The 24,129-nt window shown below is 36.8% G+C and carries 25 protein-coding genes, 1 rRNA gene and 1 other annotated feature; of the genes, 19 read left to right on the top strand and 7 right to left on the bottom strand.

The features are described 5' to 3' along the window. The first annotated feature begins 130 nt into the window (after positions 1-130). The 3 genes from hisJ to LG377_RS04450 all read left to right on the top strand — a co-directional run bounded on the left by hisJ (position 131) and on the right by LG377_RS04450 (position 1,878). Positions 131-910, top strand: a complete 780-nt coding sequence (hisJ, locus tag LG377_RS04440) for a histidinol-phosphatase HisJ (protein WP_225743502.1) — start codon at positions 131-133, stop codon at positions 908-910. 1 nt (position 911) lies between these two features. Further along, a complete protein-coding gene (locus LG377_RS04445) occupies positions 912-1,133 on the top strand; it encodes a YdbC family protein (RefSeq protein ID WP_225743503.1) in 222 nt (73 codons plus the stop codon). Between the two features lie 148 nt (positions 1,134-1,281). Continuing rightward, positions 1,282-1,878: a nitroreductase family protein gene (locus tag LG377_RS04450; RefSeq protein WP_225743504.1), complete on the top strand. Its 597-nt coding sequence runs from the start codon at positions 1,282-1,284 to the stop codon at positions 1,876-1,878. A gap of 50 nt (positions 1,879-1,928) precedes the next feature. Here the strand turns inward: LG377_RS04450 and LG377_RS04455 are convergent, their stop codons facing one another. The 3 genes from LG377_RS04455 to LG377_RS04465 form a co-directional block, all read right to left on the bottom strand. After that, positions 1,929-2,684, bottom strand: coding sequence for a GNAT family N-acetyltransferase (locus LG377_RS04455; RefSeq protein WP_225743505.1), 756 nt, complete (start codon positions 2,682-2,684; stop codon positions 1,929-1,931). Between the two features lie 31 nt (positions 2,685-2,715). Next, the gene (locus LG377_RS04460; protein ID WP_225743506.1) at positions 2,716-3,393 is read right to left on the bottom strand and encodes an N-acetyltransferase; all 678 of its coding nucleotides are present in this window, start codon (positions 3,391-3,393) and stop codon (positions 2,716-2,718) included. Positions 3,394-3,532: 139 nt separating this feature from the next. Then, entirely contained in the window at positions 3,533-4,126 is a 594-nt protein-coding gene (locus LG377_RS04465) for a viroplasmin family protein (protein WP_225743507.1), read from the bottom strand. Positions 4,127-4,270: 144 nt separating this feature from the next. Next, positions 4,271-4,538 (top strand) — a binding site (T-box leader). Between the two features lie 62 nt (positions 4,539-4,600). Here LG377_RS04465 and LG377_RS04470 point away from each other — a divergent pair. The 9 genes from LG377_RS04470 (at position 4,601) to LG377_RS04510 (ending at position 13,566) form a co-directional block, all read left to right on the top strand. Then, positions 4,601-5,728: a 5-methyltetrahydropteroyltriglutamate--homocysteine S-methyltransferase gene (locus LG377_RS04470; protein WP_225743508.1), complete on the top strand. Its 1,128-nt coding sequence runs from the start codon at positions 4,601-4,603 to the stop codon at positions 5,726-5,728. Between the two features lie 41 nt (positions 5,729-5,769). Beyond that, entirely contained in the window at positions 5,770-6,402 is a 633-nt protein-coding gene (locus LG377_RS04475; protein WP_225743509.1) for a copper homeostasis protein CutC, read from the top strand. Positions 6,403-6,869: 467 nt separating this feature from the next. Then, positions 6,870-8,411: a cardiolipin synthase gene (cls, locus tag LG377_RS04480; RefSeq protein WP_225743510.1), complete on the top strand. Its 1,542-nt coding sequence runs from the start codon at positions 6,870-6,872 to the stop codon at positions 8,409-8,411. A gap of 129 nt (positions 8,412-8,540) precedes the next feature. Next, a complete protein-coding gene (locus LG377_RS04485; RefSeq protein ID WP_225743511.1) occupies positions 8,541-9,941 on the top strand; it encodes a bifunctional UDP-sugar hydrolase/5'-nucleotidase in 1,401 nt (466 codons plus the stop codon). Continuing rightward, a complete protein-coding gene (locus LG377_RS04490; RefSeq protein WP_225743512.1) occupies positions 9,938-10,654 on the top strand; it encodes a YutD family protein in 717 nt (238 codons plus the stop codon). Before LG377_RS04485 ends, LG377_RS04490 begins: the two co-directional genes overlap by 4 nt. 43 nt (positions 10,655-10,697) lie before the next feature. Continuing rightward, entirely contained in the window at positions 10,698-11,480 is a 783-nt protein-coding gene (locus LG377_RS04495; RefSeq protein ID WP_225743513.1) for a TIGR01457 family HAD-type hydrolase, read from the top strand. Further along, positions 11,477-12,106, top strand: coding sequence for a TIGR01906 family membrane protein (locus tag LG377_RS04500; RefSeq protein ID WP_225743514.1), 630 nt, complete (start codon positions 11,477-11,479; stop codon positions 12,104-12,106). The genes LG377_RS04495 and LG377_RS04500 overlap by 4 nt, the downstream gene beginning before the upstream one ends. Before the next feature lie 66 nt (positions 12,107-12,172). Further along, positions 12,173-12,736 carry a helix-turn-helix domain-containing protein gene (locus LG377_RS04505; RefSeq protein ID WP_225742785.1) on the top strand — a complete coding sequence of 188 codons (564 nt, stop codon included), beginning with the start codon at positions 12,173-12,175 and terminating at the stop codon, positions 12,734-12,736. Further along, the gene (locus LG377_RS04510) at positions 12,700-13,566 is read left to right on the top strand and encodes an IS3 family transposase (RefSeq protein ID WP_225743515.1); all 867 of its coding nucleotides are present in this window, start codon (positions 12,700-12,702) and stop codon (positions 13,564-13,566) included. The genes LG377_RS04505 and LG377_RS04510 overlap by 37 nt, the downstream gene beginning before the upstream one ends. Before the next feature lie 57 nt (positions 13,567-13,623). On the opposite strand, the gene LG377_RS04515 is transcribed toward LG377_RS04510, so the two are convergent. From LG377_RS04515 to LG377_RS04525, 3 genes are read right to left on the bottom strand one after another with little or no spacing between them, the layout of a single operon-like run. After that, entirely contained in the window at positions 13,624-14,133 is a 510-nt protein-coding gene (locus LG377_RS04515; RefSeq protein WP_225743516.1) for a phosphatidylglycerophosphatase A, read from the bottom strand. A gap of 32 nt (positions 14,134-14,165) precedes the next feature. After that, the gene (locus LG377_RS04520; protein WP_225743517.1) at positions 14,166-15,167 is read right to left on the bottom strand and encodes an NAD(P)/FAD-dependent oxidoreductase; all 1,002 of its coding nucleotides are present in this window, start codon (positions 15,165-15,167) and stop codon (positions 14,166-14,168) included. A gap of 26 nt (positions 15,168-15,193) precedes the next feature. Continuing rightward, on the bottom strand, positions 15,194-15,685 hold the full coding sequence (locus LG377_RS04525; protein WP_225743518.1) for a divergent PAP2 family protein: 492 nt from the start codon (positions 15,683-15,685) through the stop codon (positions 15,194-15,196). Positions 15,686-15,965: 280 nt separating this feature from the next. Here LG377_RS04525 and LG377_RS04530 point away from each other — a divergent pair, with 280 nt between their 5' ends. Together LG377_RS04530 and LG377_RS04535 are read left to right on the top strand one after the other, a co-directional pair. Continuing rightward, the gene (locus tag LG377_RS04530) at positions 15,966-16,556 is read left to right on the top strand and encodes a peptidylprolyl isomerase (RefSeq protein WP_225743519.1); all 591 of its coding nucleotides are present in this window, start codon (positions 15,966-15,968) and stop codon (positions 16,554-16,556) included. 78 nt (positions 16,557-16,634) lie between these two features. After that, on the top strand, positions 16,635-17,495 hold the full coding sequence (locus LG377_RS04535; protein ID WP_225743520.1) for an ROK family protein: 861 nt from the start codon (positions 16,635-16,637) through the stop codon (positions 17,493-17,495). 83 nt (positions 17,496-17,578) lie between these two features. Here LG377_RS04535 and LG377_RS04540 read toward each other — a convergent pair whose 3' ends face one another. After that, positions 17,579-18,757: a MalY/PatB family protein gene (locus LG377_RS04540; protein WP_225743521.1), complete on the bottom strand. Its 1,179-nt coding sequence runs from the start codon at positions 18,755-18,757 to the stop codon at positions 17,579-17,581. Positions 18,758-18,946: 189 nt separating this feature from the next. Here LG377_RS04540 and LG377_RS04545 point away from each other — a divergent pair, with 189 nt between their 5' ends. The 5 genes from LG377_RS04545 (at position 18,947) to LG377_RS04565 (ending at position 23,922) form a co-directional block, all read left to right on the top strand. Then, on the top strand, positions 18,947-19,339 hold the full coding sequence (locus LG377_RS04545) for a CvfD/Ygs/GSP13 family RNA-binding post-transcriptional regulator (protein WP_225743522.1): 393 nt from the start codon (positions 18,947-18,949) through the stop codon (positions 19,337-19,339). A gap of 90 nt (positions 19,340-19,429) precedes the next feature. Then, on the top strand, positions 19,430-19,822 hold the full coding sequence (locus LG377_RS04550) for an NUDIX domain-containing protein (RefSeq protein ID WP_225743523.1): 393 nt from the start codon (positions 19,430-19,432) through the stop codon (positions 19,820-19,822). Positions 19,823-19,930: 108 nt separating this feature from the next. After that, positions 19,931-21,280, top strand: a complete 1,350-nt coding sequence (locus tag LG377_RS04555; RefSeq protein WP_225743524.1) for a glucose-6-phosphate isomerase — start codon at positions 19,931-19,933, stop codon at positions 21,278-21,280. Between the two features lie 96 nt (positions 21,281-21,376). Continuing rightward, on the top strand, positions 21,377-21,901 hold the full coding sequence (locus LG377_RS04560; protein ID WP_225743525.1) for an N-acetyltransferase: 525 nt from the start codon (positions 21,377-21,379) through the stop codon (positions 21,899-21,901). 469 nt (positions 21,902-22,370) lie between these two features. Then, a 16S ribosomal RNA gene (locus LG377_RS04565) occupies positions 22,371-23,922 on the top strand. Positions 23,923-24,129 lie beyond the last annotated feature (207 nt).

Here is a 24,129-nt window from a genome sequence, read left to right on the forward strand (position 1 = left end):
GTTTTACCAATAACAAAAATAGTACCATAAACTAGGATTTATATGAATAGATTCAATGAAATTAATGCGGTACACTAGTTGAGTACGAGATAATAAAAGAGACAATACTATTTAGAAAGTAGGTAGGATAATGACGATAGATGGACACGTACATACGCAATATTGTCCTCATGGATCCGATCATAAAATGGAAGCATATGTAAAGGTCGCTATTGATAAAGGTATCAATGCCTTGACCTTCACGGAACACGCACCCTTACCAATAGAAGATACGGCGCCTACAAAAGACAGCGCAATGGCCGAAAATACAGTCTATGAATATTTGAAAGAGGCAAGAGGACTCCAAGCAAAATATGGCCATAAAATTCAAATCAATGCAGGATTTGAGATTGATTATATTGAAGGGAAAGAACAAGAGACACAGTTATTTCTTGAGCAGTATCCTGAAGCAATTCCTCATTCTATATTAAGTGTGCATTTTTTGAGACTGCCAGACGGTTCTTATTACTGTATCGATTATAGTAAAGAATCCTTTATTGAAAAAGCTAAAGAAGTAGGATTTGATACATTATATAAACTTTACGAAAACACAGTCCGCAAAGCTTTATCAAATCCATATGGAGAACTGACACCCCAAAAAATCGGTCATATTAATCTAATTCACAAGTTTAGTAAAGGATATGATTACACGGATACAATTAATTGGAAAAAGTTATTAATATTGGCTAAAAAAAATCAATACAAGTTAGATTATAATTTTGCTGGTATAGATAAAGCCTATTACGGTAAAACGTATCCTGATGAAGATATTTTAAAAGAGGCAAAAAAAATGGAGCTTGTTCTTGAAACAGGGTCTGATGCACACCGACCAGAAGAAGTTGGTCGATACTTTATGGAAGGAGAGAATTGAAATGGCAGGAATTGAATTTGAAATTATGGAACATATTGGAACCATCAGCGAAGGTAAAAGCGGTTGGAAAAAAGAACTTAATTTGGTAAGTTGGAATGGTAACGATCCAAAGTTTGATATCAGAGACTGGAGTCCGGATTATTCGAAAATGGGAAAAGGTCTAACTTTATCTGCTGAAGATTTGACCTCTTTGAAAAAAGTTTTAGATAAAATGGAGCTATAAAAACTGAATTCATAAAACTTTGAACAAAAGTATATTACTACGAGAATGTTTATTACGAATTTGTAGTTTTTTATTGCATTTGGTAAGATAAAGAGTATAATGAATTTAGTTACAAAAAGTAAGATTCAAAAGAGGGAGAGAATTAAACATGCAATTTTTAGATGAATTAAAAACACGTCGTTCGATTTATAGCTTAGGAAGTGATGTTTCAACATCAGAAGAAGAACTAATCACTTTGATCAAAGATGTTGTTAAAGAATCACCAACATCATTTAACTCTCAAACATCTAGAGCAGTTATTCTTTTTAATGATGAACATAAAAAATTATGGTCAATCACTGAAGAGTTACTTAAACCATTAACTCCAGAAGCAGCTTTCCCAAATACTCAAGCTAAACTACAAGGTTTTGCTCAAGCTAAGGGAACTGTATTATTCTTCGAAGATCAAGACGTTGTTAAAAACTTGCAAGAACAATTTGCACTTTACGCTGAAAACTTCCCAATCTGGTCTGACCAAGCAAGCGGAATTGCTCAAGTAAACGTGTGGACTGCATTAGCACAATTAAACATTGGCGCTAACTTACAACACTATAACCCAGTAATCGATGAAAGAGTTGCTCAAGAATGGGGTACTCCGGAAAACTGGAAACTAAGAGGACAATTAGTATTTGGTTCACCAAAAGCTCCAGCTGGAGATAAAGAATACATGAACGACGAAGATCGTTTCAAAGTATTCGGTAACTAATACAATAATCTAAAGAAACGATCTCTCCTGAAAACGGAGAGATCGTTTTTTTAATCTTCTATTTTTTCAAGCACTAGCTCAGTCCAACCGAGTTTAAATCCGGATCGGATAGCTAAGTTGATTGATTTTGTATGAGTGAACTGTGTACTGTATACAGGAAGAACCGCTTGATTGTTTCTCATTATGATTTCACGAGTCATCGCTTTGACTAAATTTGTTGCAATGCCTTTTGAGTGATGGTCTTCTACAATTTCCACACCAATCTCCCAAGTATATTTACCATTATGATTAGTTCCAATCATGGCAACGATCTCGTCTTTACTTACGTGAGCAATTCCCAACTTATCAGGATCTGTTTTATCATATAAGAAAGACTCTTCAAACCGTTCATCTTCTTTGAACGATACGATTTCTTTTTCTTCGTATATTCTAAGATTTAATGGATCTACTTCGGGTAAAGTCCAGTTTTTGGGAACAAAAAAGGGAGAGTAGTGATTCAGTTTATACTTAAACGGTTTTAATAATTCGTTTAGTTCGATAAGGCTATCAATTTCACCGAACCATTCTCCTGCACGATTTTTGTAAGTTTCTTGAAGTTTTTGAGTAAGAGCATGATTCCCTGTTCTACAAAAGATTCGATCTTTGTAAAAAATTAAATCTCCATCGTTACGAGCCCAGTAACGGCTAATCTCTGAAGGAGGGGATGTTTTAAAAATATGTTCAGAGCCTTCTAACTCTTCTAGTGTACAATTTAGATCAATTGCAAACTGTCTTAATATCAATTGATCGATTGTTAATTTTTCCATGAAGGTACTTCCTTTACTTTTTTGTAGATAATCACAAATACAAGACATATGAACGTTCAATATAAGTTGAATCAGCGTTAAATAATTTTAGATCTTCTTTTTCATAAACCCAAAAAGTATGAGGATAATCCGGAGAATATGGAAGTGGATTTCCTTGCGAATCTAATTCTCCGATTTTCTGAGTAGAAGGATCAACCATAAATTTACCAGATGGATAGGGAGACTGCTTTAATTGTCCTTTTACACGGTAGTGCTTTGTCAGTAATTGTGCACCGTTTTTTTGATAGAACTGATTAGCTGGTAAATCATCTCTAGTAAAAATCGTTAAATAGTGTACATCTTTACTTTTTAAAATCTGTATGCTTTGATCCCACAAAGATTGTGCAATACCGAGTTTTTGAAAGTCTGGGTGGATAGCAATAGCATCTACATAAGAACCTTGATAAGCATCTTTTACATACAAATCATTTTTAGTTCTTTCTTCAGAATATATACCGATATCTATTAGGCCGACCACTTCATCTTTAAACAATGCAACAAGTTCTATTGTTTCCTTATATCCATCCTCTTTTTCAGAATAGATATCCTTTTCTTGTGACATTTGATCTATGAATTGACTATGTAAATAAGCAAGTGCTTTACATCTGACCCAGCTTTTTTCGAAAATTGGCTGATAAGGTAGAATGGTGAACTCTGAACTTTGCTGCAATACAGACAGCTCCCTTCTTTTTAAATCCATTTCTTTTTCATCTTAGCACAGTAAAGTGCCAAAATGTATCAATGATTTAAGGTAGATAAAAAACAAATAGAAAATTCTGAATGATCAGAAGCTTTTATTCGGTAAAAAATTATTTTAATGCGTCTTTTGCGAGTTGATCGACGAGTTCATTAAATTCAACACCAGAGTGCGCTTTAACCTTTTTGAATACAACTTCTATTCCTTGAGAGATTTGCTGGTAAAAGGTGATGTAGTCTTTTGATACTTGTTTGTTTGCGCGCCAGCGTCCAGTTGTCCACATTTCTATTCCTAAATAATCATAATGAACGATGACCTTTTTGAAGCCATTTTCTTTTGCCCACTTTATAGCATTCAAACTTCCAAAACATTCACCTGCGATTTGAAAGCTTTCCACATATCTAGGATCGTTATCGGCATTACTCATAGTGGCAATGACTTTGTCGTCTTTAAGCATCACAACACCATAACTGTAACGATTACTGATTTTATCAAAAGAGCCGTCCACATAAGCAAAGACAGTATCTTCATCAGAAACAGTTGAAACGACCGTTACGGGATTAATAAATTGTTCTGCTTCAGTCTTTGTCGTAAATGATTTGAATTCTGCCCCAGAGAATCCAGAAATCTGCTTCTGAGCTTCAGGCCATGTCATATAAATTCCAGGTTTTCTACCTTTTTTAACTGCATAATATTTTTGAGCCATAGGTACCTCCATTTTTTCAAGCACTTTATACTTTATGGAAGAACAGGTTAAAAGTCAATAATGAAAGTGCAGGTGAATTCGGATATTACTATTGACAAGTTCAATAGAGTTCAGTACATTAAAACTATCTCAGAATTGAATAGTATATCTGCATTGAGAAGGATAGTATGATCAGTTATCTTGCAAAGAGAGCTCTGTGAAGCTGAAAAGGAGCCAAGAAATTGATAGGAAAATGACCTTTGAGCAGAACAGTCGAATGGTTCAATGCCATCAGACTTTTCCGGGAGCACCCGTTATTGATGCATCAGTGACAGAGTCTAGCTTTTAAAGTATGGACTCATACTGAGTAAGATCTATAGTGATATAGATAAATAAAGGTGGTACCACGCTAATATCAATTAACGTCCTTGAGTAAGAAGAAGATTCTTATTCAAGGACTTTTTTTATAGCTCAACAAATAGGAGGATGAAGTAGATGCAAGAAGCAAACATTTGGAATCAAAAAGGACCATTTAAAGTTGATCATGTAGGGAGTTTATTGAGACCGGAAAGATTGAAGAAAGCAAGATTAGCTTACGAAAAAGGGGAAGTTAGTAAAGATCAGTTAAAAGAAGTAGAAGACCAGGAAATCAGTAGAATTGTCAAAAAACAAATAGACATTGGATTAAAAGCTGTAACGGACGGAGAATTCCGTAGAGGTTGGTGGCACCTTGATTTCATGTGGGGGTTAAATGGAATAGAGCAATATAAAAAAGACCACGGGTATCAATTCGCTGATGGTATCGAAAGTGAACCACTTGATGTTCGAACGACTGGCAAAATCAGTTGGAATACAAATCATGATTTTCTGGAACATTTTAAGTATTTGAAGCAAATAGTAGGAACCGATGCTATTGCTAAATTATCAATCCCAAGTCCAAATCAGTTTTTACATGAAGGGATTAGAAGAGAAGAGCATTACGAAAGCGCAGAATTATTTGCAGAGGATCTTAAAAAAGTCTATATCGATGCAGTACAAGCTTTTTATGATCTTGGGTGTCGATACCTTCAACTAGACGATGTATTTTGGGGGTTTTTAGCGGCTGATGGCATTAGAGGGGGAGTTGTTCCAGAAGAAGAATGGCTTCAGCTGAAACGACTATCTAAAGAAATGATTCAAGCCATTATTGAGCATAAACCAAAAGATCTTATACTAACGACACATGTTTGTCGTGGAAACTACAAATCTTCATATGCTGCTGCAGGTCCTTATTATCCAGTGGCTAAGGAACTCTTCGATGACATTTCTTATGATGGTTACTTTTTAGAATACGACGATGACCGTTCCGGCGATTTTGGTCCACTTGAACATTTCTCAGGAGAAGGTAAAGTTGTATTGGGATTAATGACCTCTAAGTTTCCAGAACTAGAAGATATTGAGGTACTGAAAAATCGAATTAATGAAGCCGCTCAGTATGTACCTAAAGAAAAAATTTGTATTAGCCCGCAGTGTGGTTTTGCTTCTACTGAAGAAGGAAATCTACTTACAGAAGAACAGCAATGGGCAAAGTTATCACACTTGATCAATCATATCGATGAGATATTCTCGAATAAACTTGTATAATCATTTCATGCATTCTAGCGAGCAAGATTAAGGAGATTAATATGATAAAAGAATTCTGTGCAGAAAACTTCACTCAAATTCCATTAGCGATTGAGAATGGGGCTAATCGAATCGAACTTTGTGATAACTTATCAGTTGGGGGAACAACGCCTTCTTATGGTGTAATTAAAAATACAATAGAGTATTGCAAGGACTATTCTGTTCCAATCATGACAATGATCCGCCCAAGAGGAGGCGACTTTGAGTATTCGATACAAGAAGGCATTATTATGGAAAATGATATTGAACAAGCGATTGAACTCGGAACAGTTGGAGTCGTTTTAGGATGTCTAACATCTGAGAACAAAATCGATCGTGTATTAATGGAAACGTTATTGAAAAAATGTAAGCATGTAGAGGTAACCTTTCATATGGCCTTTGATGAAATTGCAAAAGAAGATCAGTTTGATGAAATGGAGTGGTTGATTCATCATCATGTGACACGTATTTTAACACATGGGGGATCGGCAGGAGATATCTTCCGTAATCAGGACAGGTTAAACGAACTGATTAGCCAAGCGAAAGGTAGAATAGAAATTCTTCCCGGTGGTGGAGTGACGTATGAGAATGTGACCGAACTTGCACAAAAGATTAATACAGATCAATTTCATGGTACAAAAATCGTTGATTATTGACTATAAAAAGTCATCTTCCTTCTGAAAAATAGAAGGAAGATGACTTTTTTGAATCTGTTATGCAAAATGGTCTGACCACAATTGCTTAAGTGTTGCAGCACGGAACAAGAATTGACCGATCGTTACTAAACGTAGAAGAGAAAAAGGTACAAAGAATAAAATGGATTCTCTTACAATATCTATTGAAGCAACATGCAATAAACGAGTACCGTCCCTACGGTCTCTGATCAATTGAAAAAGAACATGGCTAACGGTTTATGATTGAATATGCTGATCAGTTTCATAGAAAATAAAAGACCAAACATCATTAAAGCGGTATAATCCAAAACACTAATCATGGATAAGAGCGCTAATAATTTACTATGTTTATGAGGATTCATCGAATAATAGAGTTTAAAAACATTCGTGACAAAAGAGCTTGAAAAGAGCATACTGATAGATAAAGATCACACAAAGGAATGACAGATATGATACATAAATGGATGGTTCAAATTTTTAGAAGAAGAGTTCTATTAGCGATTTTAATTGTTGTACAGTTTAGTATATTCGCCTATATGGTCAATCAATCAGTCGCCTATTCCATTGTCATAGAGTCTTTGTTTACACTTTTATCTATCATCATTGCCTTACATGTAGTTGGAAAAAAAGGAAAAGAAGCATATAAAATCACTTGGATTTTACAAGTATTGATTTTCCCTGTATTTGGAGCACTTTTTTATCTTATGTTCAATCGACAGACAAAAACAAAGAAACTTCAAAAAAAACTCAAACAAGTGTATCAATTCCACAGACCTTACTTATTGACCGAACCAGATAATCTAGCTCAAGCCTCAAAAACATACCCCGAATATGCGGCTCAAATGTATTATTTACAAGAGACGATGGGCTTCCCTGTGTATAGTCAGACAAATGTTGAGTACTATTCTATTGGGGAAGACTATTTCAAGGCTATGCTCGAAACTCTTTCAAAAGCAAAAAAGTACATCTTCTTTGAGTTTTTTATTGTTTCTGAAGGGAAAATGTGGATAGAAATCAAGGAAATTATGATTCGAAAAGCTGCAGAAGGTGTAGACGTTAGAGTGATGTTTGACGATATTGGTAGCTTTGTCACTTTACCTAAAGATACTAAAATAGAACTTGAAAACTACGGTATTCAATGTAGAGTCTATAACCCTTTTCATCCTGTAATCACCTCAGCACAGAACAATAGAGATCATAGGAAAATCCTCTCAATAGATGGAACGATTGCTTTTACTGGTGGAGTGAATATTGCAGATGAGTATATTAATGAAATTGAAAGATTTGGACACTGGAAAGATACAGGAATTAAGATGACTGGGCCAGCTGCGTGGGGTCAGACGCTGATTTTTTTACAACTCTGGCAGACGATGGATCAAGAGTTATCCGCAAAAGATATGGAGCAGATTCTACCAGAATTTGAAGCTAATAAAAATTTACCTGAGCTAGGATTTGTACAACCCTATGCAGATAGTCCAACCGATACGCAAAATGTGGGAGAGCATGTTTTCATTAAGATGATTCACCAAGCTAAAAAAAGCATCTTGATTTATACACCTTATCTCATTTTAGATGAAAACTTGGAAACGGCTCTTACATTAGCTGCCCAAAGCGGTCTGAAAGTCCAAATCATCATGCCTAAAAAGTGGGATAAGTACCTTGTTCACATGACGAGTCGTTCTTACTACAAAGATCTTATAGAAGCGGGTGTAGAGGTTTACGAATACAAAAGAGGGTTTATGCACGCTAAATCAATTATTGTAGATGATGAAACGGCAGTTATTGGAACAATCAATTTTGATTATAGAAGTCTCTACTTGCACTTCGAAAACGCTGTGGTTTTATATGGTGTTCCAGAAATTGATGCAATGCTAAAAGATTTTGAACAAACATTAACGTTCAGTGAAAAAATCTTACTGAGTGACCTTTCTCAATCTTTAGCTACAAAACTTGCTCAAAGAACTTTAAGATTATTTGCTCCGCTCATGTGATTTCTTTAAAATAGTGAAAGTAGATTAAATGAATAAAGTATACTTTTAAAATAGATTGAAAAGTCGATCAATGTTTAAAGTATCATTAACATTTTTAACGGATCTATAGGATTGATGGAGGGTATGAACTTGGAAAAAATCACGATATATCATACGAATGATATACATTCTCATTTAGATACGTGGCCAAGAACCGCAGAATTTCTTAGAAGCCAGCGTTCTTTGCATAAAAGTCGCTCTGAAGATTGCTTTATCTTTGATATTGGAGATGCCTGTGACAGAGTTCACCCGCTAACTGAAGCAACAGATGGCCGTTCCATGACCAGATTATTAAATGAAGCTGAATATGATGCTGTTACAATCGGAAACAACGAAGGAATCGGCAGTACGAAAGTTCAATTAGATCATTTATATGATCAAGCTAATTTTCAAGTCTTATTATCGAATTTGAAAGACAAAGTAACTGGAAAAACGCCAGAATGGGCAAAACCTATTAAAATTTATCGTACAAAAGAACAGACACGCATCGGTGTAATTGCCTGTACGATTCCGTTAAGTGTGAGTTATGGGCCACTTGGATGGGATGTAGAAGACCCATTTGATAGCATCAGAGAAAAGTTGACTCAGTACGATGATATGATCGATAATTGGATTTTGCTCAGTCACTTGGGGATAGATTACGATCGAAAAATTGCAGAAACATTTCCTGCATTAGATGTTATAATAGGAGCGCATACCCATCATCTATTACCAGACGGAGAACAGGTCAATCAGACATTGTTGACCGGAGCAGGTAAATTTGGAGAACATATTGGCCAAATAGATTTGTACTTTGAACACCATACCGTTAAACTAGCAGAGTCAAAAGTTATCAATCTTTTGACTGACATTGAACCTGTTAAAAACGAAAAAGGCTTAGTCAAAGGATATATTCAATTCGGTTATGAACTATTACAGGAACAGAAAATTGCAGAAATTCCGGAAAATCTTCTGGTAGACTGGAAATCATGTACAAATTTTGTGAAAATAGGACTGGATGCAATCAGTGATTATGCAGAAACAGATAGCGCTATATTAAATGCGGGGCTTTTCTTGCAGCCACTCATTGAAGGTAGTGTTACCAATGATGATTTACATCGTGCCTTGCCGCACCCTATGCGTGTGCTAAAATACAGGATGAGTGGGAAAGTATTCAAAAAACTTCTCTTATCTATGGAAAGTAAAAAAGAGAGATTACAGACGCTTCCAATCAAAGGACTTGGTTTCAGAGGAGAAGTTTTCGGCGAACTATGCTACAAAGGAATTGACATAATCGAAGGATCTAAAATCCTACTCAACGGAAAAGAACTAGACGAAGAAACATATTATACAGTAGCGTCCGTTGATCACTATTTATTTGTGCCTTTTTTTCCGGAAATTTCCAAAGAATCAGAATACGAAGTCCTTTTCCCGCACTTTCTACGTAAAATAGTAGGGAATTATTTGAAAAAACGTTATCCGATAAACAGAGAACAAGAAGGGATCATATGAAAGATACGATAAGCAATGAAGAAGAAATCAAAGATGTGATTGAAGAGCAATCTACAGTTGAAAACAGCGTAGAACTCTACTTAAAAGAAGAAGATAAACTTGTAAAAAAAGTTGATCACGAGACATTATCGATTAATGGAGATACCTATAAGATTGTAGAAAATTATCGAGATGGTCTAGATCTTGAAATGCTAGAAGCAAGGTACAGTGATTTTTTAGAAAAGTATGACTATATCGTAGGTGATATTTCTTATGAAAAACTCAGATTAAGAGGGTTTTATTATTCCAAGAACAAGAAAGTTCCAATTGATATGAGAATTTCCAGTTTAAAGGACTATCTAACAGAGTATTGTAACTTTGGATGTGCGTACTTTGTACTTGAAAGAATGGAGCCTAAAAGGAAACAAAAATCTCAACCTAAGCGTAAAGGTAAACCAAGTACAAATAAGAAAATAAACCAGAGTACTAAACAGACACAACACAAAAAAGTTGATCAAACTAAAAAACAAGAAGGAAAAGCAAATTCGAAAAAACGAGAACCATTAAAAAAAGATCAGAGTAAGAAAGCTTTTACCAAAAAGGATAGACAACAAACGAGTAACACAGCAAATGCACAACCGAAAACGGAAGAAAACAAAGTGAAAACAGTTAAAAATCAAAAAGGCGAAACGAAATTTAAAATACGTCAAAAGAATAAAACAGACGCTCAGTAGTATTCAATATACGAAAATCTAAAAAAAGAGGTACGATTATATAATGAATGAAACTGTAAAAGAGTATAAAGGTTATTTGATTGATTTGGATGGCACAATGTATAAGGGGGACGAGCCAATTGCTGAAGCCCCAGCGTTTATTGAACGTCTAAGATCAGCTGGGAAACAGTTTCTTTTTGTAACAAATAATTCTACAAGTAGCCCTGAAGATGTAGCAATCAAGCTTAAGAACCAGTTTGATATAGAAGCACACGAAAATGAAATTTATACAAGTTCTCTTGCAACAGCTGATTACTTGAAGACGCTTGGAGGAAACTCAGTGTATGTAGTCGGTGAAAAAGGTCTGCAACAAGCCTTGGAGCAAGCAGGATTTGTGGTGGATGAAGATCAGCCAGACCATGTTGTTGTTGGATTAGATCGATTATTGACTTACGAAAAATGTGAGAAAGCAACACTAGCGATTCAAAAAGGTGCCAATTTTGTAGCTACAAATAAAGATACAAATCTTCCTACTGAAAGAGGGATGGTTCCAGGTGCTGGTTCACTAGTAGCTCTGATTGAAAAAGCTACCAGAGTAACCCCTACATTTGTTGGTAAACCAGAATCAATCATCATGGACGAAGCACTGAAAAGGATCGGTTTAGCGAAAAGTGAAGTGCTTATGGTAGGAGATAACTATGAAACAGATATCTTAGCGGGGATCAATAATGCGATTGATACGCTGCTAGTCTATACCGGTTTTACAAAAGAAGTAGATTTAGCGAACGTGAAAAAACAGCCAACTTATACCATTCAAACATTAGATGAATGGGACATCACTAAATGAGTCGATTTAAAGAGAGTATGGGCATAGTGAGTTTGATGTTGCTGATCGTATCAATAGCCATTGCGATCACAATATGGTTTATTCCGTTATATCAGCTTGCCATTTATAATTATGATTTGCCGGAACGTTTAGGACTAACTTATGACCAGTTGATGAATAACTATTATGTATTGTTGAGGTACTTGCATTTTCCTTGGGTCACTGAATTGAACTTTCCAGATTTTATCAGTTCAGAAGATGGATTATTCCACTTTTACGAGGTCAAACGACTCTTTTATGTCAATTACGGCGTTCTATTCATTTCAGGAATCGGAACCTATTTTTACGTTCGGTTTTTAAGAAAGACGAAACGTTACTGGGTATTGATTAAACCATTTTTTATAGCGAGTTTAGTGCCCCCAGTATTGTTGATGTTCTTAGCGGTTGCATTTGATCAGATGTTTGTACTATTCCATCAACTCTTCTTTGATAATGATGCCTGGCTGTTTAACCCGGCAACGGATCCGATTATCAACGCTTTACCTGAAGCGTTCTTTATGTACTGTTTTATTTTATTTTTCGTCTTGATTGAAGGATCCTTCATTATAGGATATCAGATGAGTAAAAGAAAAGCGTTCAAAGATTAAAAAAACCCCGCTGTGTACCGACCCCCAAAAGTTAGAGTAACATTCTAACTTTTGGGGGCTTTTTACATGGCGAAATATAGTCAAGAATTCAAATTAAAACTTGTAAAAGAATACGAAAATGGCAAATTGGGATATAAATCACTAGCTAAAAAGTACGGTATACCAGATTCTTCTCCTATTAGAAGATGGACCAACCTTTATAAAACTTATGGAAAAGAAGGATTAAGCCCAAAGAAATCGAAAGAAGTCTATCCTGTTCATTTCAAATTAGATGTATTACAATTTATGAAACGAACAGGTTCTTCCTACCAAGAAACGGCTAATTCCTTCGGAATCAGAGAACTTTCTGTTATTGCGAATTGGAATCAAGCTTTTAACAAAGAAGGGATAGAAGGCCTGAAACCTAAAAAAAAGGGACGACCTTCTATGTCTAAATTACCTAAAAAAACAAAAGTGAATAAGAGTCAGAGTATGTCTAGAGAACAAGAGCTAGAGCGTGAGAATGAACTTCTTAGGTTAGAGAACGCTTATTTAAAAAAGGTAAAAGCTTACGAGGAGAATCCAAATGCCTTCCTCGCAGAGCACAAACAAGGTTGGCATTTGAGCTCAAAAAAGAAGGATATAGATTGAAAGATATTTTTAAAGTTGTGGGCATTCCTGAGGCTACGTACCATTATCATATAAAACGAACAGGCGCAGAAGATTACGATTTGTCTTTAAAAGAACAGATTACTGATATATTCTATCAATCCAAAGAGCGTTACGGATATAAGCGAATCACGGACGAATTGAATGACGCTGGAATAGTAATCAACCATAAAAAGGTCTATCGCTTAATGAAGGAGTTAGGGTTGAAATGTATTAAATTCACACGTAAGACTCGAAAATATAACTCTTACAAAGGAACTGTAGGAAAAGTTGCCAAGAACAAGTTAAACCGCCGGTTTAATACGTCAATTCCTTTACAGAAACTAGTGACTGATATCACTGAATTTAAATGTACTGGAGATCAAAAACTTTATTTTAATCCCATAGTAGATTTGTATAATGGTGAAATTATTTCTTACAGTATTAATAAGCGTCCTGTTTTAGATTTAGCAATGGAACCTTTAAAAGAAGCTATTAAAACGATAAAGCAAAAAGCTACTGTTCGCACTACGATTCATTCCGATCAAGGGTGGCACTATCAACATAAAAAATGGGTAAATTTATTAAAACAGAATAAAATCTTCCAGAGCATGTCTCGTAAAGCAACCTGTTCTGATAATGCCGTTATAGAAAACTTTTTTGGGATTATGAAGCAAGAAATGTATCACGGAGAACCTAAAGTAAGCTATGAAGAACTAAGAGAACAGATTGAAGAATATATTGAGTGGTACAATACCACTCGTAGAAAGAAAAAACTGGCTGGCTTAAATCCAGTAGAATACCGAACTCAAGCCAGCCAGTCGGCTGCATAATATTAAAACTCTAACTTTTGGGGGTCAGCACCCTGGCAATAGTCAACGGGGTTTTGCTTATTTCATAATATCTGAAATGCCAGGGTTTGCATGCGCTAAACGACTGGCTGCAGCTGCAGCGATCGCTCCAACAATATCGTCTAAGAAAGTATGTGTTTCTCCTGAATTTTCATGATTATCTAATTTACCAATCAGTTTTGGTTTTGTTTTATCTAAATAACCATAGTTGGTGAAGCCAATCGACCCATAGACATTGACGATAGAAAGAGCTAGAATCTCATCAATTCCGTAAAGTCCTTCATCTTCTTGAATGATTTCTTGAAGAGGACTAGACAATTTACCTTGTTCACATAAAACATCTAATTCGATTCCGGTTAGTATAGTATTTTGGACTTCTCGTTTCTTGACGACAGAGCTTACATTCTCCACACATAATTCCATTGAAATGTCTGAGATGTAAGGCTTTTGTAAGTCATAAACGAGTTCAGCAATTTCCTCTAATGTAACCCCTCGTTCTTCTAAACGTTGTAATGCTACTTTGTGTAATTTTGAACTGGGTTGTACCATAATAAAAATCCTCCTCAGAATGAGTAAATTATTTATTCGTCAAATGATAAATTTGTACTTTGATAAGGTTGAGTATGTTCTTTTGGGTGAAGATAATGGACAGCGTGGTTCACTGCAGTAGGTGCTTCTCCAAAACCTGTAGCGATCAATTTGATTTTACCGTCATACGTGCTGATATCGCCCGCAGCGTAAATGCCTTCGATAGAAGTTTCCATTTTTGGGTTCACTATAATTTCAGTTTTGTCTAAGGCTATACTCCAATTTTTCAAAGGACCAATAGAAGAACTGAATCCATAATTGACCACGAAATAATCTAAATCAATCTTAGTTAATCTTTCACCTTTAGCTTCTTTGAATACAACAGATGAAAGGTTTCCGTCTTGTCCAATTAATTCATGCGGAACATAAGGCGTTAATAGTTCTATTGAAGATTGTTTCACTTGTTCTACAGTTGCTTCGTGTGCTCTGAACTTGTTTCTTCTGTGAACAAGGTAAACTTTCTTGGCTATGGGTTCCAATGTTAATGCCCAGTCTACTGCTGAGTCACCACCACCACATATCGCGACAGTTTTATCTTTATATTGCTCAAGATGATTGACAATATAATGTAATGACTTGTCTTCAAAGCTCTCTGCATGTTCAAGCATCAATTTTCGAGGTTTAAAAGCACCTTGTCCAGTTGTAATAATAATGGTTCGAGAGTAATGAACGCCTTTATTTGTCGTAAGCTCAAACACACCTTCATCGTTTTTTTGAATGGTCTGTACTTGTTCTTCCATACATAATGCTTGGTCAAATAACTGCATTTGAGCGGTTAGTTGTTTGATTAGTTCTTTACCTGTAACAGCTGCGTAACCGCCAATATCATAAATTGTTTTGTCGGGATAGAGTAAGGAAACTTGTCCTCCAAGCACTGGTAACGTCTCAATGATTTTTGTTTTCACGTTTCTCATTCCAGCATAAAATGCCGAAAACATTCCGATGGGACCACCACCTATGATTGTAACATCATATAATTCATTTTCACTTGCCACTTAAAATCCTCCAATAAAGTAAACAATTAATAAAGAAAGTTGATGAGTATTGCAATAAGAATACCAGACAGAATACCAAAAAACACTTCAATTGGTTTGTGTCCTAAAAATTCTGTTGACTGTCTATTTTCGTCGATCATTTCCTTGACGCCCTTAGTACCATCTTGACTGATGGCAATAATTGTCTTTCTAAGATTCTCAAAGTCAGCAATCAATTCATTGATTAATATACCATGTTCTCCGCTTTGTCTTCGAACGCCCATCGAATCAAAAATAACGATCACACCAAAAGTGGCAGCAATCGCGACTAGTGGAGATCCATACCCCTGTTCAATGATTAATCCTGTAATCAATGCGGTAACTCCGGCTGAATGTGAACTGGGCATACCACCTGTAGACGTTGCAAGTGCAAAAGATGTAGGACGTCTTAGTAAAAAAGCTACTGGGATTTTAATGATTTGAGTAATAAAGATTGCACCTAGAGCTGCAATCAATGGGTAGTTGTCAAACAGTGTCATAAGAAATCTTCCTTTACTATAGATACAAATCTAGTATTTATCATAACATGAATAGTGTATTTATTTGTAGAAAAGTTTGCCTTTTGAAAAGTATGATTATTAAAAGAGAAGACGTGTTAACTATGTATGTAATTCCTGATTCAACTCTATCAGACTATTAAAAGAAACCGAAGTTTTTAAGGATATCTGTCTTTGAAAAAGTGTAATAAAGTAAAAGGTATTGGAAAACTCTTTGATCTATTGTAAACTAATAATGATCTTATGAAGGAGGAATTTAAACATGAGCCAATATCCACAATTATCAGAACTTAAAGAAGATGCGTTAACAGCAACTTTGAAAACGAACAAAGGAGACATTGTTGTACAATTATTTCCTGAACATGCACCTAAAACAGTAGAAAACTTTACTGGATTAGCTGAAAAAGGATATTATGACGGTGTTATTTTCCACAGAGTTATCCCGAATTTCATGATTCAAGGTGGAGATCCCACTGGAAGCGGTATGGGCGGAGAAAGTCTATGGGGTGGTAATTTTGAAGATGAGTTTTCATCGGATCTATTCAATCTTAAAGGCGCTTTGTCTATGGCAAATGCTGGACCTGGAACAAATTCAAGTCAATTCTTTATTGTAACCATGTCTGATTTACCAGAACAAATGATACCTCAACTTGAGCAAGCTGGCTTTCCCGAAGAAGTGATTGAAGCTTATAAAGAAAATGGTGGAACACCTTGGCTTGATCAAAAACATACTGTTTTTGGACACGTTGTTAAAGGGTTAGATGTAGCAGAAGAGATTCAAAATGTAGATCGCAATGCTATGGATAAACCTACTCAAGATGTAACAATCCAATCTATCGAAATTAATAGATAATAAATAAATGAAAAATGGGAGGTAGAGCCAAAGCGCTTTACCTCTGATTTTACATATTAAAGCATGGGAGTGTTAGAAATGTTAGGAGCTATCGAAGCTGGAGGAACTAAATTTGTATGCGCTATCAGCGATGAAGCGTTGGTGATTAAAGAACGTATAACGATCCCGACAACTACACCAGAGGAAACATTGGGGAAAGTCTTTGAGTTTTTTGATCAATTCGAATTAGAATCGATGGGGATTGGTTCTTTTGGTCCTATTGGTGTAAACAAAGATTCTGAGTCATACGGTTATGTTACAACGACCCCCAAAACGGCCTGGAAACATACAGATTTTTTGGGAAAAGTTAAAGAACGCTATACTATCCCAGTTGGATGGACGACGGACGTTAATGCTGCAGCATTAGGTGAGCTAGAAAGAGGAGCAGCAAAAGGAAAGTCATCTTGTATTTACCTAACGGTGGGTACAGGTATTGGCGGAGGAGCTGTAGTTGATGGTAAACCTCTAGAAGGATTTGGTCATCCAGAAATGGGCCACGTACTTGTTAAAATGCATCCCGATGATACATTCGAAGGGGTATGCCCTTATCATAAAAACTGTCTTGAAGGATTAGCAGCAGGACCAGCTATTGAAAAGCGTTATGGTAAAAAAGCGCAGGAGTTAACAGACCGTAAAGAGGTTTGGGAAATCGAAGCATTTTATCTTGCTCAAGCACTTATGAATTACACATTAATTTTGAGTCCTGAAAAAATCATTCTAGGAGGAGGGGTCATGAAGCAGAAACAGCTCTTTCCTCTTATTCGTAATGAATTCAAGACGCTACTAAATGGATATGTTGAAACACCTGACTTGGATACGTACATTATCCCTCCAGAATTAGGGGATGATGCCGGGATAACAGGAAGTCTACTATTAGCGCTTAAGGAACTAGAAAAATAAGAAAACCATCCCGATGAAAGTGCCGCTGGCCAAGTATGTATTATACATACGACCAGCGGCACTTTTTTCGAGATAATCTAAAATTAACGAACCGATTCAAAAACGGATTTAATCCTGTTCAGTCCATCCAAGAGAACGGATTTTGGACAAGCAAAATTAAGGCGCATAAATTGTCCGCTTGATTCTCCGTAAGATTGACCATCATTTAAAGCAATATCTCCAACGTCTACAAAAGTTTGTTTGAGTTGCATGCTATCAATATTTAAAATAGATGCATCAAACCAGAACAAATAAGTAGATTCAGGTTTCATATAAAATACATCTGGAAGTTCTTTATCAAAAAAGTCCATCACGATTTGTCGATTTTCTTCAAGATAAGTTAGTAGAGCTTTTTGCCAGCCCTCACTTCTTGAAAATGCAGCTTCTGTAGCCGTCATACCAAAAGTAGAAACGCCACCTTGCTCTGTTTGAGACTGAATAAATTGTAATTTATTTTTTATTTCTTCATTATATACAATATAAAAAGCTAATTTAGTACCGGCAAGATTAAATGTCTTTGTAGCAGAGTGAAGCGTAACGACCCACTCTTTATACTGATCGTCCAAAGTGACCGGGGAATAAATGGTTGAATCAGAATACACCAAATCGCTGTGTATCTCGTCACTAACTAACACTACTTGGTAGGTTACGCATAATGCCGTTAATTCAAGAAGTTCTTCTTTTGACCAAACTCTACCTCCAGGGTTATGAGGATTGCTTAGTAAAAATAATTTTATAGAGTGTGCTTTAAACATTTCTTCTATATTTTGTAAATCCATCTTGTATTGTCCGTTTTCAATGAGAAGGGGAGAACGATAGAGTGTTCTACCGTTATGTTCAACGATAGATGAAAAAGGCGTATAAACAGGGTCGTGGATCATCACACCTTCTTTAGGTGAAGTCAATGCTTGAACGCAAACCCCTAAAGCGCCCACAACTCCTGGAGCGAATAATAGATTTTCCTCTGAAATCGTCATCTGATGTCTACTTTTCTGCCACTCAGCAATTGATTTTATTAACTGATCAGAAGGAAGTGAATAACCTAATATTGAGTGGTCAATGAGTTCATGTAAAGCTTGTTTGATTGAATCAGGATGATCAAAGTCCATATCCGCCACCCACATCGGTAAAGCTGTATCTGATCCAAAAAATGCTTTACGAGCATCCCATTTCACACTGTTGGTTCCTTTTCTGTTGATTATTTTGTCAAAATCGTTTTCCATTTCTAATCATCCTTTACGCCTTTTTTATAGTATAACGTGGTTCAGTAATGAATTCTACTGATGATTAGTACGGTACCTTAAAAGTAATGGGAAAACGGGTAACACCATAGTTTCCCTAACGAATTCATTCGTGATATACTATTTAAGATAAATTAGAAAATACTCCATGAAAGATTGAGAGGTGAATTCATGGGATACAAAATTGGAGACCGTGTGCGAGGGAATGTCACAGGTATACAACCGTATGGAGTATTTGTTGCATTAGATGATGAAACACAAGGACTCGTGCATATTTCCGAACTTAAGCATGGTTTTATAAAAGAAATCGAAGATATCGTAACTATCGGAGATGCTGTAGATGTTGTTGTAATGGACATTGATGAATACAGTAAAAAAATCAGTTTATCCATGCGAGGACTGAATACACCAAAATATCATCCTTTTTCCAATAAAAAAAAGAACCCAAGATACGGGCGGCGATCAGGGACAGAGTTTGAGTCTATTCGAAGAAAATTCCCCAACTGGATTGATGAAGCACTTCGAGAAATTGAAGAAGGCGAACATCTAGACAAATCTAAGTAATTGAATTGGAACAATAGAGTTAAGTGGTTGAGTGAATGGTTATAAGAAGTTGAACCAGAATATCTGGTCAGATCACGTGAGGTGTAAAATTTGATAGCAAAAAATCATTATGTAGCATGTACGGTTTTGGTTAAAGATGAAAATGATAGGTATGTATTCTTGGTTAAAAAGGAATCAAAAGGTTTTTCGTTTCCAGCAACAGAAGTCAAACCTAAGAAAACGGCACTCGCTTGTATTATAGAAAGAATGAAAGAAGTACTTTCTATTGATGTAGAAAAATTAGAATTGAACGAATTGACGAATGCAGTCGTTCAAGATAACCGTGTACCCTTATTCGTATTCACGTATGAAGATGAATCAGTGAAGAATCCGCTAGAACTACTAACAGATGATAATGAATTAACCTGGGAACACTCAGAGAAAATAACAAAGACACTCGAAGACTGGGAAATTTCAGGTGTTCCACAATTTCTACTGATTTGATCAGACTAAACCAACAAGAGGATCTTTAACGTTCCTCTTGTTTTTTGTAGGGTAAATCCTTTAAAATATAAAGTGAACGATATCAAAAATATGGAGGTTAGAACTCGAATGGGTCACATTTCATTTGATTATTCAAAAGTGTTAAATCGTTTTATAGGTAAAGAAGAATTAGATAATATGCAAGCACAAGTAACAACTGCTCACGATACAGTAAGAAACGGTACAGGAGCAGGAAGCGACTTTCTAGGCTGGGTTAATTTACCTACTGAATATGACAAAGACGAATTTGCTCGTATCCAAAAAGCAGCTGAAAAAATCAAGTCTAATTCAGAGATATTGATTGTAATCGGGATCGGCGGCTCATATTTAGGAGCAAAAGCTGCGATTGATTTCTTAAGCCATTCTTTTTACAACGAATTAAGTGCTGATAAAAGAGATACACCACAAATCTTTTTCGCTGGTAACAGTATTAGTTCAACGTATCTTTCTGACTTGATTGAATTAATCGGAGATAAAGACTTTTCGGTTAATGTTATCTCTAAATCAGGAACAACGACTGAACCTGCATTAGCATTTAGAGTGTTCAAGAATTTACTTATCGAAAAATACGGTAAGGAAGAAGCGAAATCTCGTATTTTTGCAACAACGGATAAAGAAAAAGGTGCACTTAAATCACTTGCAGATACTGAAGGCTATGAAACTTTTGTTATTCCTGATGATGTTGGTGGACGTTTCTCAGTATTGACTGCTGTTGGTCTATTACCTATTGCTGTAAGTGGCGGTAACTTAGATGAGCTAATGAAAGGTGCTGCAGACGCTGCAAGTTTGTACACAGATACAGACTTATCTAATAATGAAGCTTATCAATACGCTGCGTTAAGAAATGTTCTTTACCGTAAAGGATACTCTACAGAGTTATTGATCAATTACGAGCCAAACTTACAGTATTTCTCAGAGTGGTGGAAACAGTTATTTGGAGAATCTGAAGGTAAAGACCAACGAGGCATTTATCCTTCAAGCGCAAACTTCTCAACTGACTTGCATTCTCTTGGACAGTATATTCAAGAAGGTAGACGTAATTTATTTGAAACAGTCATCAAAGTCGATAATCCAGCTAAAACCATTGATATTCCATCAGAGTCAGAAGACCTTGACGGATTAGGGTACCTAGAAGGAAAAGATGTTGACTTTGTTAACACGAAAGCTTTCCAGGGCACACTATTAGCACATACAGATGGAGATGTACCGAATTTTGTAGTAACCATTCCAGATAATAGTGCTTATACTTTAGGATATTTATTCTATTACTTTGAAATAGCTGTTGCGATTTCGGGCTATTTAAATAGCGTCAACCCATTTGATCAGCCAGGTGTAGAAGCTTATAAGAAAAATATGTTTGCTCTCTTAGGCAAGCCAGGCTTTGAAGATTTAGCAAATGAATTGAATAATCGTTTATAAAAGTGATTTATAAATTCATTTAAAGAAATCTCCTGCGGATTCATATCTGCAGGGGGTTTTTATCTATTAAAATAGATATACTGGAGGAAAACCGATATGGAGAAACAGTTAAGAAGTGTAATAGCAACTAGTTCAGATTACGAAAAAGTATTCAACACACTATTGGATACTGCAAAGTGGCTGAATAAAAAAGGGTCAAACCAGTGGGGAGATTTACTCTTAGGAAATGATGTTCATAGAACAGATAGAGCTATTCGTAACCAAAACGTCTATATGGCTTATTTAAAAGAATACTACTTAGGTGTTTTCATATTACTGGAAACTCAAAGTTCCTGGGACGCTGAGTTATGGGGAAAAGATTCTGAAGGACATGTAACTTACTTGCATAGAGTAGCCTTAGCAGAGGAAGCTCATGGAAGTGGAAATGGAGAATTACTAATAAAAATAGCGATCAATAGAGCTATTATAAACGGCAATCGAGTGATCAGACTTGATTGTGTAGCAAACAACCATTATTTGAATCAATTCTATAAAGATGCAGGGTTTGTATTAGTCGAAACGAACAAGGAAGTTAGCTCCAATAGTCAATCAAAATTTAACTTATATGAAAAAAGCCTTTAAAATAAAGCTTATTCCGAGAAAAAGAGTACTATCAAAAATAAAAAAAGAAGTTTATGATACTTTTCTATTGACCAGAATTCCATATCATGATAAAGTATATCTTGTCGCTTGTGAGAGATGATTGAGTCGAAAAAACAAGTTCAAATTTGTTCTTGACACCGAATATCACAAGATGATATACTACTATAAGTCGAGCGGGTTAACGCTTCCAACGTAATGTTATCAAGGGTTAACAAAAAAACAATTTTAAAAAGTTGTTGACAGCGAAACGGCAACGTGGTATGATATATGAGTTGTTGTTAACACGGCGACGACATAACACGAAGCAATAAAGAGTAGATCTTTGAAAACTGAACAAAGTAAAAACAACCAAATGTGCAGGGGTCTTCGATTCATTTATGAATCAAGACAACTAAACGAATGAACAAGGTTCATTCGCAATTTTCAATCAATGAGCAAGTCAAACACTTAAAACGAGAGTTTGATCCTGGCTCAGGACGAACGCTGGCGGTATGCCTAATACATGCAAGTCGAACGATGAAATTCTCTGCTTGCAGAGAATGGATTAGTGGCGAACGGGTGAGTAACACGTGGGTAACCTGCCCATAAGAGGGGGATAACATTCGGAAACGGATGCTAATACCGCATATGTCTTTGAGACGCCTGTCTCTTAGATAAAAGGTGGCTTCGGCTGCCGCTTATGGATGGACCCGCGGCGTATTAGCTAGTTGGTAAGGTAATGGCTTACCAAGGCTTTGATACGTAGCCGACCTGAGAGGGTGATCGGCCACACTGGGACTGAGACACGGCCCAGACTCCTACGGGAGGCAGCAGTAGGGAATCTTCCACAATGGGTGAAAACCTGATGGAGCAATACCGCGTGAGTGAAGAAGGTCTTCGGATCGTAAAGCTCTGTTGTTAGAGAAGAATAAGTCGGGTAGTAACTGCCCCGACCTTGACGGTATCTAACCAGAAAGTCACGGCTAACTACGTGCCAGCAGCCGCGGTAATACGTAGGTGACAAGCGTTGTCCGGATTTATTGGGCGTAAAGCGAGCGCAGGCGGTCTTTTAAGTCTGATGTGAAAGCCCACGGCTCAACCGTGGAAGGTCATTGGAAACTGGAAGACTTGAATGCAGAAGAGGAAAGTGGAATTCCATGTGTAGCGGTGAAATGCGTAGATATATGGAGGAACACCAGTGGCGAAGGCGACTTTCTGGTCTGTAATTGACGCTGAGGCTCGAAAGCGTGGGGAGCGAACAGGATTAGATACCCTGGTAGTCCACGCCGTAAACGATGAGTGCTAAGTGTTGGAGGGTTTCCGCCCTTCAGTGCTGGAGCTAACGCATTAAGCACTCCGCCTGGGGAGTACGGCCGCAAGGCTGAAACTCAAAGGAATTGACGGGGACCCGCACAAGCGGTGGAGCATGTGGTTTAATTCGAAGCAACGCGAAGAACCTTACCAAGTCTTGACATCCTCTGAACACTCTAGAGATAGAGCTTTCCCTTCGGGGACAGAGTGACAGGTGGTGCATGGTTGTCGTCAGCTCGTGTCGTGAGATGTTGGGTTAAGTCCCGTAACGAGCGCAACCCCTATTGTTAGTTGCCAGCATTCAGTTGGGCACTCTAGCGAGACTGCCGGTGATAAACCGGAGGAAGGCGGGGATGACGTCAAATCATCATGCCCCTTATGACTTGGGCTACACACGTGCTACAATGGATGGTACAACGAGTCGCCAGACCGCAAGGTTGAGCTAATCTCTTAAAGCCATTCTCAGTTCGGATTGTAGGCTGCAACTCGCCTGCATGAAGCTGGAATCGCTAGTAATCGCGGATCAGAACGCCGCGGTGAATACGTTCCCGGGTCTTGTACACACCGCCCGTCACACCACGAAAGTCCGTAACACCCGAAGTCGGTAGGGTAACCCTTAGGGGAGCCAGCCGCCGAAGGTGGGATGGATGATTGGGGTGAAGTCGTAACAAGGTAGCCGTATCGGAAGGTGCGGCTGGATCACCTCCTTTCTAAGGATATTGCCTTAAGGGCAAACGGAACCTTGCACAGGTTACTTTACTTTGTTTAGTTTTGAAGGATTTATTCCTTCTATACTTTGTTCTTTGAAAACTGGATAGTTGAATTAATAACAAACATGTTAAGAAACAACACCGAGATTAACAAATTGAGAAAGTTTTGTTCCTTGAATAGAACTCTCATCGCTAATTAATATCATA

Origin of the sequence: Marinilactibacillus sp. Marseille-P9653 (genome assembly GCF_916618885.1) — a bacterium.
In the GTDB taxonomy this organism is placed as follows: Bacteria; Bacillota; Bacilli; order Lactobacillales; family Carnobacteriaceae_A; genus Marinilactibacillus.

Excerpts from the sequence above, each read along its gene's own strand:
- hisJ (WP_225743502.1), top strand. The coding sequence starts at position 131 with ATGACGATAGATGGACACGTACATACGCAATATTGTCCTCATGGATCC.
- LG377_RS04445 (WP_225743503.1), top strand. The coding sequence starts at position 912 with ATGGCAGGAATTGAATTTGAAATTATGGAACATATTGGAACCATCAGC.
- LG377_RS04450 (WP_225743504.1), top strand. The coding sequence starts at position 1,282 with ATGCAATTTTTAGATGAATTAAAAACACGTCGTTCGATTTATAGCTTA.
- LG377_RS04455 (WP_225743505.1), bottom strand. The coding sequence starts at position 2,684 with ATGGAAAAATTAACAATCGATCAATTGATATTAAGACAGTTTGCAATT.
- LG377_RS04465 (WP_225743507.1), bottom strand. The coding sequence starts at position 4,126 with ATGGCTCAAAAATATTATGCAGTTAAAAAAGGTAGAAAACCTGGAATT.
- LG377_RS04470 (WP_225743508.1), top strand. The coding sequence starts at position 4,601 with ATGCAAGAAGCAAACATTTGGAATCAAAAAGGACCATTTAAAGTTGAT.
- LG377_RS04475 (WP_225743509.1), top strand. The coding sequence starts at position 5,770 with ATGATAAAAGAATTCTGTGCAGAAAACTTCACTCAAATTCCATTAGCG.
- cls (WP_225743510.1), top strand. The coding sequence starts at position 6,870 with ATGATACATAAATGGATGGTTCAAATTTTTAGAAGAAGAGTTCTATTA.
- LG377_RS04490 (WP_225743512.1), top strand. The coding sequence starts at position 9,938 with ATGAAAGATACGATAAGCAATGAAGAAGAAATCAAAGATGTGATTGAA.
- LG377_RS04495 (WP_225743513.1), top strand. The coding sequence starts at position 10,698 with ATGAATGAAACTGTAAAAGAGTATAAAGGTTATTTGATTGATTTGGAT.
- LG377_RS04500 (WP_225743514.1), top strand. The coding sequence starts at position 11,477 with ATGAGTCGATTTAAAGAGAGTATGGGCATAGTGAGTTTGATGTTGCTG.
- LG377_RS04505 (WP_225742785.1), top strand. The coding sequence starts at position 12,173 with ATGGCGAAATATAGTCAAGAATTCAAATTAAAACTTGTAAAAGAATAC.
- LG377_RS04515 (WP_225743516.1), bottom strand. The coding sequence starts at position 14,133 with ATGGTACAACCCAGTTCAAAATTACACAAAGTAGCATTACAACGTTTA.
- LG377_RS04525 (WP_225743518.1), bottom strand. The coding sequence starts at position 15,685 with ATGACACTGTTTGACAACTACCCATTGATTGCAGCTCTAGGTGCAATC.
- LG377_RS04530 (WP_225743519.1), top strand. The coding sequence starts at position 15,966 with ATGAGCCAATATCCACAATTATCAGAACTTAAAGAAGATGCGTTAACA.
- LG377_RS04535 (WP_225743520.1), top strand. The coding sequence starts at position 16,635 with ATGTTAGGAGCTATCGAAGCTGGAGGAACTAAATTTGTATGCGCTATC.
- LG377_RS04540 (WP_225743521.1), bottom strand. The coding sequence starts at position 18,757 with ATGGAAAACGATTTTGACAAAATAATCAACAGAAAAGGAACCAACAGT.
- LG377_RS04545 (WP_225743522.1), top strand. The coding sequence starts at position 18,947 with ATGGGATACAAAATTGGAGACCGTGTGCGAGGGAATGTCACAGGTATA.
- LG377_RS04555 (WP_225743524.1), top strand. The coding sequence starts at position 19,931 with ATGGGTCACATTTCATTTGATTATTCAAAAGTGTTAAATCGTTTTATA.
- LG377_RS04560 (WP_225743525.1), top strand. The coding sequence starts at position 21,377 with ATGGAGAAACAGTTAAGAAGTGTAATAGCAACTAGTTCAGATTACGAA.